The following is a 13,658-nucleotide window of genomic DNA, read 5'->3' on the forward strand; positions in this document are numbered from 1 at the left end:
CGGAATAGGTTTTGCCGGATTTCCCTCACCCCTGCCCCTCTCCCTGAGGGAGAGGGGAGCTGTAGCGTCAGCGCAGCAGCGGGCGCAGCAGTTCGCGGGAAATGATGTGGCGCTGGATTTCCGAAGTGCCTTCCCAGATCCGCTCGATCCGGGCGTTGCGCCAGATGCGCTCTACCGGGCCTTCGTCCATCAACCCCATGCCGCCGAAAATCTGCACCGTCTCGTCGGCCACCTTGCCCAGCACTTCGCTGGCGAAGAGCTTGGCCATGCCGGCTTCGCCATCGGTCATGGTGCCCTGGTCCATCTTCCAGGCGGTGTGCAGGGTCATCAGCTCGGCCGCGCGAATCTGCGTGGCCATATCAGCGAGCTTGAAAGAGATGCCCTGGTAGGTGCCGATAGGCTGGCCGAACTGCTTGCGGTCGGCGGCCCATTGCAGCGACAGGTCGAGTGCACGCTGCGCCTGGCCGACGCAGTTGGCCGCGACCATCACACGGCCGGCGGTGAGCCAGGCGTTGGCCACCTCCCAGCCCTTGTCCACTTCGCCGAGGACCTTGGAGGCTGGCACGCGGCAGTCATCGAAGAAGATTTCGTAGGTGTGGTAGCCCTTGTTGCTGACACAGCGGGGGCCACGGCGCACGGTCATGCCGGCGGTGCCCTTGTCCACCAGGAAGGCGGTGACGGCATTGCGCTTCTTGCCGTTGTGCTCGTAGGTGTCGGTGACGGCGAAGACGATGGCGAAATCAGCATGGCCGGCATGGCTGATGAAATGCTTTGCGCCGTTCAGCACGAAGTCGTCGCCATCGCGCACCGCGCGGGTCTTGATGGAGTTGGCGTCGGAACCGGCGCCCGGTTCGGTCAGGGCGAAGCAGTCGATCTTCTCGCCCTGAACGCAGGGCAGCAGGTACTGCTCGATCTGCTCACCCTTGCAGGCCATGAGGATTTTCGAGGGACGCGCGACGAATACGTGAAGCGCCCAGGACACCCTGGACAGCTCGCGCTCCACCAGTGCCTGGGACAGGTAGTCGAGCCCGCCGCCGCCTACTTCCTCCGGCATGTTGAAGGCATAGAAACCCGCCGCCAGCGCCTTGCCGCGAATCTGCGCGGCAAGCTCCGGGGACACGGCGTCGGCGCGGTCCACGGCTTCTTCATGGGGCAGCAGTTCCTTGTCGACGAATGCGCGCACCGCGTCGACCAGCATTTCCTGTTCCTGGGTCAGTTGGAAGTTCATTGCTCTGTCCTCTGGCGGGTTCGGCGCATCAGCGACCGGTGAATTGGGGGGCACGCTTTTCGGCAACGGCGCGCAGGGCTTCGGCGGCATCCGCGCTGCGGCCGCACAGCAGCCCGGCGACCTGCTCCGCAGCCAGTTGCTCGGCCAGGCTGCGGCTGGCGCCGCCCTGGATCAGGGCCTTGGTCTGGGCGAACGCGAAGGTCGGGCCGGCGGCCAGGCGCGCAGCCAGTTCACCGGTAACGGCCTGCAGTTGCTCGTCGGCGCACACCTCGCCCACTAGGCCTACGGAAAGTGCCCGCTCGGCGCCCCAGAGCTCGTCGAGGAACAACAGGCGCTTGGCCTGCTCGGCGCCGATCAGGCGCGGCAAGTGCCAGCTGGCGCCAGCATCCGGTGAGTAGGCCATGCCGGTGTAGCCGGCCTTGAAGCGCGCGGAGGCGGCAGCGATTCGGAAATCGCAGCACAGCGCCAGGTCCATGCCCGCGCCGACCGCCGTGCCGTTGACGGCGGCGATGGTGGGCTTGGCCAAGCCATGCAGCTGGGTCATCAGGGCGTGGGCGGCTTCGGTCCAGCCATAGGTTTCCAGTTCGCCCCGGGCTTCGGCTTCGGCCCACTCGGCAAGGTCTGCGCCTGCACAGAAGCTGCGCCCCTCACCGCTCAGGATGACCACGCGCACAGCAGGATCCGCCTCGTGGGCATCGAGCAGTTCGAGCAGGCCTTTCAGGGTGGGAATGTCCAGCGCATTGCGCTGCTGGGGGCGGTTCAGGGTGATGCGGGCAACGCCGCCATCGACCTGGCTGAGCAAGGTGGTCATGGGAACCCTCGTCTTGTTGTATTGCTGTGAGGAAGAACGTGGAAAGATCCTAAACGAGTGTTCAGGAAGGCGGCAATCCTGCCCATTTGGGGTATGTAACGCAGCAACACAAACCTATCTATTTGTTTTTATTGGTTTTTTATTCATAAGCCAGGAACGAATAAGGCGGACTGTTACATCTTCGAACAAGTCAGAACGGGCGTTCTCCGCGCTCCATTCCTGCAAGGCAGAACCGGTCCCCATCAAACGCCAACGGCCTTCTCCCAAATGGAAGAAGGCCGTTGCATGTGCCTGAGACCAGGCAGGACGGTGGTCCGTCTAGGCAATCACACTGCTGGAGCGGCAATCACACCGCGCTGACGCTTGAACTGCAGGAAGAAGTAGGCGGCGTAGCAGACACCGACGAAACCGAAGCCCCAGTAAAGCGACGGACGCTGGGTCGGATCCATGGCGAGGAAGACGAACAGCGAGCTGCACAGCAGGATGCAGGCCAGTGGCAGGAAGGGATACAGCGGCGCTGCGTACTTGAGGTCCTTCAGGGTGCCACCAGCCTTGTAGTGTTCGCGCCGGAAGCGGTACTGGGCCAAGGCGATGACGATCCAGGTCACGGTACCGGCCATGCCGCTGATGGCCATCAGCACCATGAACAGGGTATCGGCGGCCACCACGCTGGTCAGCAACGACAGCAGCGCGAAGCACAGGGTGATGCTCAGGGCACGCAGCGGTACACCGCGCTTGCTGAGTGTTGCCAGGCTGCGCGGTGCCATTCCGGTCTTGGACATGGCCCAGAGGATGCGGGTGGAGGCATAGAGGCCGGAGTTACCCACCGAGAGGATGGCGGTGAGGATGACGAAGTTCATCAGGTCAGCGGCGAAGGGAATGCCCACCATGTCGAACACCTGGACGAAGGGGCTTTCCATCAGGCCGGCTTGCTGCCAGGGCACGATGGCCGACAGCACGACGATCGCGAGTACGTAAAAGATCAGCACGCGGAACACGACGTTGCGCACGGCGCGCGGGATGCTCTTTTCCGGCTGGTCGGTTTCGCCTGCGGCCACGCCCATGATCTCGCAACCCTGGAAGGCGTAGACCACCGCCATCATCACGGCGAACACCGCGGAAAGGCCGTTGGGGAACAGAGTGTCGCCGATCAGGTTGGAGAGCATCGGCGCCGGCTCGCCACTGGCCAGCGGCAGGACGCCGAAGATCGCCAGCAGGCCAACGATGATGAAGCCGAGGATGGCGGCCACCTTGATGCCGGAGAACCAGTATTCGGCTTCACCGAAGGCGCGGGTGGCCAGTCCGTTGAGGGAGAACAGCACCACCACGAAGAGCGCCGACCAGTACCAGATGGGAACGTCGGGGAACCAGCGGGTCATGAGCATACCGGCGGCGGTGAATTCCAGGCCGACGGTGGTGGCCCAGCTCATCCAGTACACCCAGCCGATCATGAAGCCGGTGCCCGGTCCGATGTAACGGGTGGCGTGGGCCTGGAAGGAGCCGGATACCGGCATCTGCACCGAGAGCTCGCCCAGGCAGACCATCACCAGGTACATCAGCACGCCGGCTACCAGATAGGCCAGCACGGCACCGGCCGGGCCGCCCTGATTGATGGTGACGCCCGAGCCCATGAACAGGCCGGTGCCGATCACGCCACCCAGGGACAGCATGAAGATGTGGCGGCTTTTCAGCGCGCGGGTGAGCTGGATGCGATCTTCAGACATGACGCACCTCCAAATGGAGGTGGCGGGACAGGTGGGCTTTGCGGGTCATTATTCTTGTCTCCAATAGGCCACGAGGACCGCGTTGGACGCGGTTCGGACCGATTATTGGAAGGACTTGTAAGACCCCGTTGTACGTGGGGATCGAAGTTGTAAAAAGTCGTAAGGAATTTGTTCGATTCCTACGAAGCGCCTTGCAGCTGTGCGTCCAGCACCTCCGTCGAACGCACCAACAGCTCTTCCAGACGCGGCTTCAGCGCCTGCAAGGCGTTGGCATCGCCGGCCAGCGCCAGGGTTTCCAGCTCCCGCAAACACGCGGCCAGGGCCCGCAGGCCAAGGGATTCGCTGCTGCCTGCAAGGCGGTGGGAGAGGTGTCCGACTTCGGCGCAGTCCTGGGCGGCCAGGGCTTCCAGCAGGCCCGCGCGCTGCTCATCAAGCATGCGCCGCAACATGACCAGCAGCCCCTGGACCTTCTGCTCGCCCAGCAGGCCACGATGGGTATCCAGCAATTGCCGGTCCAGCAATTCGGCCGCACCTTCGCCCTCCTGCGTCACCCCCTGCCCGGCCAGTGCCCGGCGCAGGTCATCGAGCTTCAGCGGTTTGGCCAGCGCACCTTGCATGCCGGCATCCAGGCAACTGCGCACCAGCGCCGGCTGCAGGCTGGCGGTGAACGCAAGGATGCGGCTACTGCGGTTGGCGCCTTGTTCATCGGCACGGATCAGCCGGCACAGGTCGATGCCGGACATGCCGGGAAGGTGCAGGTCGAGGAGGATCAGGTCGAAGCGCCGCTGCCGGCACAGTAGCAGGGCCGGTTCGGCGTCTTCGGCCAGGGTGACCCGATGGCCGTCGCGCTCCAGCAGCCCGGACACCACCTCGCGGTTGAGTGCGACGTCCTCCACCACCAGCACATCCAGTGGCTCTTGCTGCGGAACGACATTCGGAACGGAAGGCAGGTTTCGCGCGGCAGCCAACTCCAGCTCGAACCAGAAGCAGCTGCCCTCGCCTTCCACGCTCTCGACGCCGATTCGCCCGCCCATCAGCTCCACCAGACGCTTGCTGATGGCCAGCCCCAGGCCGGTCCCACCGTAGCGCTGGGCAATGGCCTCGCTGGCCTGGGTGAAGCGTTCGAAGATCTTCGCCTGCAGCTCCGGGGCGATGCCGATCCCGTCGTCGGTGACGCTGATGCGCAGGCGTTGCCCCGTCTCCCGAGCCTCCAGCAATTGGACCTCGACGAGGATTTCTCCCTCTTCGGTGAACTTCACCGCGTTGGCCAGCAGGTTGCTCAGCACTTGACGCAGGAATTGCTCGGCACCGTGGCAGCGGCTGTGCACGCGGGAGTCGATGCGCGTACGCAGGATGGTGCCGTTGGCACTGGCCCGCGGTTCCAGCAGGGTCAACACCTGATCCAGCAGCGCAGGCAGGGAGAAGTCGACCAGTTCGGGCCGGCCCTCCCCTTCTTCCAGGCGGGCGAAATAAAGCACCTCGTTGAGGATCGCCAGCAAGCCTTCGGCGGCCTTGTATAGGGCCTCCAGGCGTTTGCCGTCGCGCTCATCCAGCGAAGCACCCCGCAGCAGTTCCGCCATGCCGAGGATGCCGTTGAGCGGCGTGCGGATCTCATGGCTCATGGTGGCAAGGAAACGCGATTTGGCCAGGTTGGCGGTCTCGGCGTCTTCCTTGGCCCGCTGCAGGCTGGCGGTGCGTCGTTCCACCATGCTCTGCAGGGCGGCGCGGTCTTCCTCGCGGCGCTGGATGTCGTCGAGGATGGCCTGGCGCATGTCATCCAGGGCCTGGGCCACCGTGTCGATTTCATCCGCGCCACGGCCGGGCCGCCGATCCAGATGCAACGCCTCGTACCAGTCACCCGCGCCGACCCGGCGGGCGAAGTCGGCCATCACCTGCAGGTGACGGGTGACCAGGCGGTGGAACAGCCAGGAAAGGGTCACGGCAAGGCCGCAGAGGAAGATCCCCATCCACAGAAGGCTGGTAAGACCGGTGGCATAAAGGCGCTGGTAGACAGCCCCGAGGTCAACAGCGACTTCCAGCTCACCGAGCTGGCGCCGTTCACCGCTGGGGGGCTGGTAGGACAGTGGAAAGCTCGCGCGGCGCAGGGGGCCGGCGGGCTCGCTGGCGCCTTCCTGCAGGTCGAAATCGGCACTGGTCAGGCGCACCCGGGCGATGTCGGGAAAGTCCGCCAGGCCGCGCAGCTGCATCTTCAACTGCTCCTGGTTGAGGTCCCAGAGGCTGCGTTCGAAGCTGGCCAGGTAGCCGACGCGGATCAGCTCCAGTCGCGCCTCGATATCGCGCATTTCGCGGCGGTACTCCAGGTGCAGCTGCACTGCGCTGGCGACCAGGGTAAAGCACAGGCTGAACAGCAGGATGAACAGCAACAGCCGGCGCAGCAGGCCGCTGGCAGGTTTCGATGCCGTCATGGCCTGGACTCCGGCTGGACGATCATGTCGCGGTAGGCGGCTTCGCTCTCGGCCAGCCAGCGCTCGATCTCGCCACCGTCGGCCAGGCGCTGCAACTCGGCGTCGATCTCCGCCATACGCGCGGCAAGGGGCGAATGCCGGGACACCGCCAGGCGCAGATGGTCGACGGCCAGGGTCAGGGGCAGCGCACGGAGGTCGTCACCGCCGGGCAAGTGCTCGATGTACAGCAGGCCGGTGCGCCGCTCGTAGGGGATGAAATCGATGCGCCCGCGGATCAGCTTGCCGAAGTTCTGCCTGCTGTCGGAGACCCACTCGATATTGCCGGCGCGGGCAACGATCTGGTCGAAGGCGTCGCCATAGCTCTCGCCGAACAACAGGCCGCCGCGATAGCGCTTGAGGTCTTCCAGCTGGTCCACCTGGAGCGGGTGCTGGCGGTTGTAGAACACCGCCACTTCCTCGCGCAGCACCGGCACGTCGGCGAAGGCCAGCGTGGCCTCGCGTTCGGGCGTGCGGTACGCCAGCACCACGTCTACCCGGCCCTGTGCGGCATCCATCAGGCAGCGTTTCCAGTTGCCCAGCACCACCACTTCCACGTCCAGGCCAAGCCTGGCGAACACCGCCTTGACCACTGTCGGCGCCAGGCCACGGACCTGCTTGCCGTCACTCCAGGAAATCGGCGGGTAGACCGGGTAATCGCAGTAGCGCACCGCAGGCGCGGCCTGGGCGGCACCGCAGAACAGGAGGATGGCCAGCAGCCAGGCGCGCGCCATGAGTTCAGGCGGCGCTGGCCGTGGCGGTGAACAGGTAGCCCGCGCCGTGGATGGTGATGATCAGCTGCGGCTCGGCCGGATCGTCGCGCAGCTTTCGGCGCAGGCGCCCGACCAGCACGTCGATGGAGCGATCGTTGGGCAGCCATTCGCGGTTGCGGATCTGGTCCATCAACTGATCGCGGCTGAGGGTGTGCCCGGCATTGCGCAGGAACACGCTGAGCAACTGGAACTCGCCATGGGTGAGCAGGGTTTCGCTGCCGTCCTGATCGATCAGGCGGCGGCGGTCGTTGTCCAGCGTCCAGCCGGCGAAACGCTTGAGCTGCGTGGAGGGAGCGGCGGCGGCCGGTTGCTGGGCATGACGTACCCGGCGTACCAAGTTCTTGGCGCGGGAAACCAGTTCGCGGGGGTTCAGCGGCTTGACCACGTAATCGTCGGCACCGCATTCAAGACCGACGATGCGGTCGACTTCGTCGTTACGGCCGGTGATGAGGATGATGCCGACCTCGGAGCGCACCCGCAGTTCGCGGGTCAGGGTCAGGCCGTCCTTGCCAGGCAGGCGGATGTCGAGCATCACCAGGTCCACCGGGCTTTCCGCCAGGCAGGCTTCGGCCTGTTCGGCCGTACTGGCGCAACGCACCTGATAGCCCTCCTGGGCCAGGTAGGACTGGAGCAGTTCACGGATCAGCGGATCGTCGTCGACGATCAGCACACTGGGAGCCATTGCAATTGCCCTCCGCCTCCGCACGTTGGCGGGGCGCTCTTATTGTTGGAGTGGCTGGAGGTTATCGCCGGTTGAACGACCGATCAACAGGCCCCGACAGGACGCAGGAATCGCCGAACGCCACCTGCCTCGAGACCATCCACCCAGGCCTCGCAGATCTGCACGCCCTGGTCCGGCGTGAAGGTCTGCGGATTCAACCCGGATTCCAGCCAGAGGCCGTCCAGTAGCGCACTCAGGCTGATGGCGGCGAGTTCCGCGTCAAAACCCTGCCAGCCCTCCTCCAGCGCCAGTTCGGTGAGCACCTTGACGAGGATGGCGCGGTACTCGCCATAGGAATGGTCGTGTGCATGGTTGATGGACTGGGCGGTCTTCACCGCGCCCCAGAAGGCCAGCCAGGCATCCAGCAGCTGCGGGTCCAGCAGTTCGGCGCAGAACGACGCCTGGAAGAACGCCGACAGCCGCGCCCGCGGGCCGGGCGGCGCCGCGTCGATGGCATCGCGCAGGAGCTTCATCACCCGCCCGGTCACAGCCAGGTAAGCCTCAGCCACCAGTTCGTCCTTGCTTGCGTAGTGATGGTTGATCAGCCCCACGGAGACACCGGCTTCGGCGCAGATCTTGCGGATGGACGCCCCCTGGAAGCCGTGCCGTTTGAGGCAGGTGAGGGTCGCTTCGATCAGGTGGGCCTTGCGCAGCTCGGGGTCCAGACGGGAGTAGCGCACATCCTGGGTTGTCATGCCGAAAGCTCCTGTAGTCGTTCACGCGGTTCTGAACGACTGTACAGGATCCCACGACACGCCACCTACCCGTTCGGGTTATGGCCGCTACTCGGCAGGGAGCACACAGTAGGCAGCAAGGTGACTCGATAACAACAAGTAGAGGTGAACCGACATGCGCAAGACCCTGGCTGCAGCCTTCAGCGCAACACTGATCCTGATACCGGCCCTCAGTCCGGCGGACGATAGCAACACCCTGCGCCTGTACAACTGGTCGGACTACATCGGCGAACACACCCTCGCCGACTTCGAGAAGGCCACTGGAATCAAGGTGGTCTACGACACCTTCGACTCCTACGAGACGGTCCAGGGCAAGCTGCTGCCGGGCCGTTCCGGCTACGACCTGGTGGTGCTCAATGCCGCCCTGGTGCCGCCGCTGCTGAAAGCCGGGGTCTTCCAACCGCTGGACAAGGGTCGTCTGCCCAGCTGGGGCAACCTTGACCCGCAGGTGCTGGCCAGCCTGGAGCACTTCGATCCGGGCGTGACCTACTCGGCGCCCTACACCTGGGGCAGCAACGGCATCACCTACAACGTCGACATGATCAAGGCGCGCATGCCCGACGCCCCCATCGGCTCCCTCGCGATGGTCTTCGATCCCGAAGTGGTTTCACGTTTCGCCGATTGCGGCGTGACCCTGATCGATTCGCCCACCGATGTGCTGCCGCTGGCGCTGGCCTACCTCGGCCGCGACCCGAACAGCGCGGCGCCCGAAGACCTCAAGGCCGCCCAGGACCTGCTGATGAAGGTGCGCCCCTATATCCGCAAGTTCGACTCCATGAGCTACCTCAACGGCCTGGCCAACGGCGACCAGTGCATCGCCATGACCTGGTCCGGCGACTACGCCACCGCCCAGGCCCGCGCCACCGAGGCCGGCGCCAAGGTGAAGCTGGATTACTTCATTCCCAAGGAAGGCTCGCTGATCTGGTTCGATGACTTCTACATCCCCAAGGACGCGCCCCATGTGGAGAACGCCCACAAGTTCATCGAGTACATGCTGCAGCCCAAGGTGATCGCCCAAGTCACCGACTACATCCGCTATGCCAACAGCAACCAGGCCGCCACGCCCCTGATTTCGGCCGAGGTGCGCAACGATCCGGCGATCTACCCCGACGACGCCACCCGCGCCCGCCTCTTCACCCAGAAAACCCAGCCGCAGAAGGCCATGCGCCTGATCACCCGCACCTGGAATGCGGTCAAGACCGGCAAATGAATTGAACTGCCCAGCATCCGAGAGCACGACCATGAAGACCCCAAACGCCGACTTCTTCGCCCAGTTCGACAATGAGAGCCTCGTGGCCGCCGACAAGGCGCACTACATGCACGGCTACCACGTCTTCGACGACCACCGGGAAAACGGCGCACTGAACATCGCAGCCGGCCAAGGCGCCTACATCTACGACACCGCCGGCAACCGCTACCTGGACGCTGTGGGCGGCATGTGGTGCACCAACATTGGCCTGGGTCGCGAGGAAATGGCCGAGGCCATCGCCGACCAGGTCCGCCAACTGGCCTACTCCAATCCGTTCTGCGACATGGCCAACGTCAAGGCCATCGAACTCTGCGAGAAGCTGGCGGAACTGGCACCCGGTGACCTGAACCATGTGTTCCTCACCACCGGCGGCTCCACCGCCGTGGACACCGCCTACCGTCTGGTGCAGTACTACCAGAACTGCCGTGGGAAACCGGAGAAGAAGCACGTCATCACCCGCATCAACGCCTACCACGGCTCCACCTTCCTCACCATGTCCCTGGGCGGCAAGGTGGCAGATCGTCCGGCGGAGTTCGACTTCCTCAAGGACCGCATCCACCACATCTCCTGCCCCAACCCTTACCGGGCGCCAGCGGGCATGGACGAGGCGCAATTCCTGGAGTTCCTGGTCAACGAGTTCGAGGACAAGATCCTCACCCTGGGTGCAGACCGGGTGGGCGCCTTCTTCGCCGAACCGATCATGGGCTCGGGCGGTGTGATCATCCCGCCGGCCGGCTACCACAAGCGCATGTGGGAGGTCTGCCAGCGCCATGATGTACTGTACATCTCCGACGAAGTAGTGACGTCCTTCGGCCGCCTGGGCGCTTTCTTTGCCTCGGAAGACGTATTCGGCGTGGTACCGGACATCATCACCACCGCCAAGGGCCTGACCTCCGGCTACCTGCCACTGGGCGCCTGCATCTTCTCCGACCGCATCTGGAATGTGATCGGTGAGCCGGGCAAGGGCCGCTGCTTCAGCCATGGCTTCACCTACAGCGGACACCCGGTGAGCTGCGTCAGCGCGCTGAAGAACATCGAGATCATCCAGCGGGAAAACCTGCTGCCCCATGTAGACGAGGTGGGGGCTTACCTGGAGGAACGCCTGCATACGCTCGCCGACCTGCCGCTGGTGGGCAGCGTGCGCTGCAAAAAGCTGATGGCCTGCGTCGAGTTCGTTGCCGACAAGGCCAGCAAGACCCTGTTCCCCGATGAGCTGAACATCGGCGAACAGATCCACCTGCGCGCGCAGAAGCGCGGTCTGCTGGTTCGGCCCATCGTGCACCTGAACGTGATGTCGCCACCGCTGACCATCACCCATGCCCAGGTGGACGAGATCGTCGAGACGCTGCGCGAGGCCATCCTCGAAACCGCCGAGGCCCTCAAGCAAAGTGGCGACTATGCGGGCAACTGACGGCATCTGGTCGCTGCCCGGCTGCGCCAGTAGACTGCCGGACATGACCGAGCCCCAGCCCGCCAGTACCACCCTCACCGCCCTGCATGCCTGGCATGCGGGGCTGGCTCATGCCATGGCCAGCGTCGCGGAACCTTCGTTCTGCGAGCACCTGATCGACGCACTGCGAAGCCTGGTACCCATCGAGTCGGCGCTGCTGGGCCTGGAGTGCAAGGGATTGGCGCCGCGACCGCTCTACCAGTGCGGCATCCCCACCGAGTATCGCGAGGCGCTGATCGAGCGCTACTACGCTCGCGGCTACCTGCTGGACCCCTTCTGCCTGGCCATGGAGAACGGCTTGGCCGAAGGCTTCTACCACCTCTCGGAAATCGCCCCGGACGATTTCTTCAACAGCGAGTACTACCGCACCAACTACCTGAAATGCGGCTCGGTGGAAGACGCGCATTTCATCGTCGACCTCGGTGGCCAGCGCAAGGTATCCCTCTGCGTGTACCAGGGGCGCAGTGGGGCACGCTTCAGCCAGGAAGAGCTTGCGCTGCTGCGGACAGCGCACCCGCTGGTGCGCGAACTGGTGCGTCAGTTCGACGAACGCGGGGGCCTGATCCGCTGCCTGGATGGCCACGGCTCGGCCCCCTTGCACAGCGCTGCTCCCGCTGGCCTCAACCAGCAGATCCGCGAAGCCTTCATGAATTTCGGCAGCGACCGGCTCACCGAACGCGAACGGGAAATCGCCCACCTGTTGCTGCGCGGGCACTCGGCCAAGTCTAGCGCCAAGGTGCTGGAGATCTCCCCGGAAACCGTGCGCATGCACCGCAAGAACCTCTATACCAAGCTGGAGATCAGCTCCCAGGCGGAACTTTTCGCCCTGTTCATCGACTGGCTGACGGCCTGAGGCGCGTTTTCAGTCGCCATGTCCGCGCCCCCCTGTAGGAGCCAGCTTGCTGGCGAACAGGAGCCATTCGCTGGCAAGCCGACTCCTACAACACTTGGCGCAACTGCCGCTGCCGGGCAGACCTGCGGCCTGCTTGGCGATTGAAATCGCCCCTACAGGTGGTGCAGACACAACCTTTTCAGTCGGACGGCGCTGGGCAGATCCGATCCTTTGGCTAGGCTTGCTTGTCTCTGCCACCAATTCGGAGACCCGCCATGCCCATCGAGAAAGCCTTGTACACCGCCCATGCCGAAGCCTACGGCGGCCGCGAAGGCCGCGCCGTGTCATCGGACGGCGTGCTGGATGTGAAGCTGACCACGCCGAAGGAACTGGGCGGACCGGGCGGCGAGGGCACCAACCCCGAGCAGTTGTTCGCCGCGGGTTACTCGGCCTGCTTCCTCGGCGCCATCAAGTTCGTCGCTGGCAAGGAAAAGATCACGCTGAGCGAAGACACCTATATAGAAGGCGCGGTGGGCATCGGCACCTTGCCCACCGGCTTCGGCATCGAGGTCGAACTGAAGATTTCCCTGCCCGGCCTGGACAAGCAGGCCGCAAAAGCTCTGGTAGACAAAGCGCATATCGTCTGCCCTTACTCCAACGCCACGCGGGGCAACATCAACGTGACCCTGACGCTGGTGTGAGACGGCCGTAGGGTGCGCCATGCGCACCGGGGTTCGCGCTTGCTGGCCTTCAACCTCGGTTCGATTGACAGCCCTTGGTGCACACAGCGCACCCTACCTTCCAGGGCACAGGCTAACTATAAGGGAGGCACTCGGCCTCCCTTCTTCATTTCACCTTGTAGATGATCCCCGGACTGCACTGGACCATCTGGTAGTGGTCAGGCAGGCCGTTGAGGGCCTCGGACGCGCCGAGGAAGAGGTAGCCGCCCGGCTTCAGGGTGGCGTGGATGCGGGTGAGGATGTCCTTCTTCACTTCCGCGGAGAAGTAGATCAGCACATTGCGACAGAAGACGATGTCGAACTTGCCCAACGCCGCGTAGCTGTCCAGCAGGTTCAGCGGACGGAACTCCACACGGCTGCGAATGGCCGGCTTCACCGCCCAGCGCCCCGGTCCCTTCGGATCGAAGTAGCGAGCCAGGCGTTCCTGGGACAGGCCCCGGCCCATGGCCAGGCTGTCGTATTCACCGGAACGGCAGGCAGCCAGCATGGAACTGGACAGGTCGGTTGCGACGATGCGCGCACCCGCCTTGAGCTGGCCGAGATTGATCTTCTCGTATTCGTCGATTGCCATCGAAATGGAGAACGGCTCCTGTCCCGACGAGCTGGCCGCCGACCAGATGCGCAGAGGCTGGTTCGGGCTGGCCTTGATCAGCTCAGGGAGAACCCGGCTCTTCAGCACCTCGAAGGGATAGGTATCGCGAAACCACAGAGTTTCGTTGGTGGTCATGGCATCGATGACCTGCTCGCGCAGGCCACCCCTGGAGAACCCCTGGATACGCTGCGTGAGCTCACCCAGGGTCTTGATGCCGTTCTGTTCCATCAGCTTGTTCAGCCGGCTGGAGACCAGATACTGCTTGTTGCTGCCCAGCAGGATGCCGCAGGTCTTTTCCAGGAATACCCGGAACTGCTCGAACTCCACATTGCCTGAAGACAC

At 64.4% G+C, this 13,658-nt stretch carries 12 protein-coding genes; 4 read left to right on the forward strand and 8 right to left on the reverse strand.

The window, feature by feature from the left end; genetic code table 11:
- Positions 1–67: 67 nt before the first annotated feature.
- The 7 genes from E8E91_RS06565 to E8E91_RS06595 all read right to left on the reverse strand — a co-directional run bounded on the left by E8E91_RS06565 (position 68) and on the right by E8E91_RS06595 (position 8,414).
- Positions 68–1,228, reverse strand: a complete 1,161-nt coding sequence (locus E8E91_RS06565; RefSeq protein WP_280375077.1) for an acyl-CoA dehydrogenase family protein — start codon at positions 1,226–1,228, stop codon at positions 68–70.
- 28 nt (positions 1,229–1,256) lie between these two features.
- Positions 1,257–2,039: an enoyl-CoA hydratase-related protein gene (locus E8E91_RS06570; RefSeq protein ID WP_280375078.1), complete on the reverse strand. Its 783-nt coding sequence runs from the start codon at positions 2,037–2,039 to the stop codon at positions 1,257–1,259.
- Between the two features lie 326 nt (positions 2,040–2,365).
- Positions 2,366–3,763 (reverse strand): amino acid permease, encoded by a 1,398-nt coding sequence (locus tag E8E91_RS06575; RefSeq protein WP_280375079.1) that lies wholly within the window; start codon positions 3,761–3,763, stop codon positions 2,366–2,368.
- A 179-nt stretch (positions 3,764–3,942) separates the two neighbouring features.
- Complete coding sequence (locus E8E91_RS06580) at positions 3,943–6,189, reverse strand: ATP-binding protein (protein ID WP_280375080.1); 2,247 nt, start codon at positions 6,187–6,189, stop codon at positions 3,943–3,945.
- On the reverse strand, positions 6,186–6,959 hold the full coding sequence (locus E8E91_RS06585) for a transporter substrate-binding domain-containing protein (RefSeq protein ID WP_280375081.1): 774 nt from the start codon (positions 6,957–6,959) through the stop codon (positions 6,186–6,188). The genes E8E91_RS06580 and E8E91_RS06585 overlap by 4 nt, the downstream gene beginning before the upstream one ends.
- Positions 6,960–6,963: 4 nt before the next feature.
- Positions 6,964–7,686 (reverse strand): response regulator, encoded by a 723-nt coding sequence (locus E8E91_RS06590; RefSeq protein WP_271472211.1) that lies wholly within the window; start codon positions 7,684–7,686, stop codon positions 6,964–6,966.
- 77 nt (positions 7,687–7,763) lie between these two features.
- Positions 7,764–8,414, reverse strand: a complete 651-nt coding sequence (locus tag E8E91_RS06595) for a TetR family transcriptional regulator C-terminal domain-containing protein (protein ID WP_280369483.1) — start codon at positions 8,412–8,414, stop codon at positions 7,764–7,766.
- Positions 8,415–8,568: 154 nt separating this feature from the next.
- Between E8E91_RS06595 and E8E91_RS06600 the strand changes: the two genes are divergently transcribed.
- From E8E91_RS06600 to E8E91_RS06615, 4 genes are all read left to right on the forward strand, one after another.
- On the forward strand, positions 8,569–9,663 hold the full coding sequence (locus E8E91_RS06600) for a polyamine ABC transporter substrate-binding protein (protein WP_280369484.1): 1,095 nt from the start codon (positions 8,569–8,571) through the stop codon (positions 9,661–9,663).
- A 31-nt stretch (positions 9,664–9,694) separates the two neighbouring features.
- On the forward strand, positions 9,695–11,113 hold the full coding sequence (locus E8E91_RS06605; protein WP_280375082.1) for an aminotransferase: 1,419 nt from the start codon (positions 9,695–9,697) through the stop codon (positions 11,111–11,113).
- A 43-nt stretch (positions 11,114–11,156) separates the two neighbouring features.
- Positions 11,157–12,005, forward strand: coding sequence for a helix-turn-helix transcriptional regulator (locus E8E91_RS06610; RefSeq protein WP_280375110.1), 849 nt, complete (start codon positions 11,157–11,159; stop codon positions 12,003–12,005).
- Between the two features lie 254 nt (positions 12,006–12,259).
- Entirely contained in the window at positions 12,260–12,685 is a 426-nt protein-coding gene (locus E8E91_RS06615) for an organic hydroperoxide resistance protein (RefSeq protein WP_280369490.1), read from the forward strand.
- Between the two features lie 145 nt (positions 12,686–12,830).
- Here E8E91_RS06615 and cheR read toward each other — a convergent pair whose 3' ends face one another.
- Positions 12,831–13,658: a protein-glutamate O-methyltransferase CheR gene (cheR, locus tag E8E91_RS06620; RefSeq protein ID WP_280375083.1), complete on the reverse strand. Its 828-nt coding sequence runs from the start codon at positions 13,656–13,658 to the stop codon at positions 12,831–12,833.

The sequence above is a fragment of the Pseudomonas sp. BN515 genome (assembly GCF_029873155.1).
Taxonomy (GTDB): Bacteria; Pseudomonadota; Gammaproteobacteria; order Pseudomonadales; family Pseudomonadaceae; genus Metapseudomonas.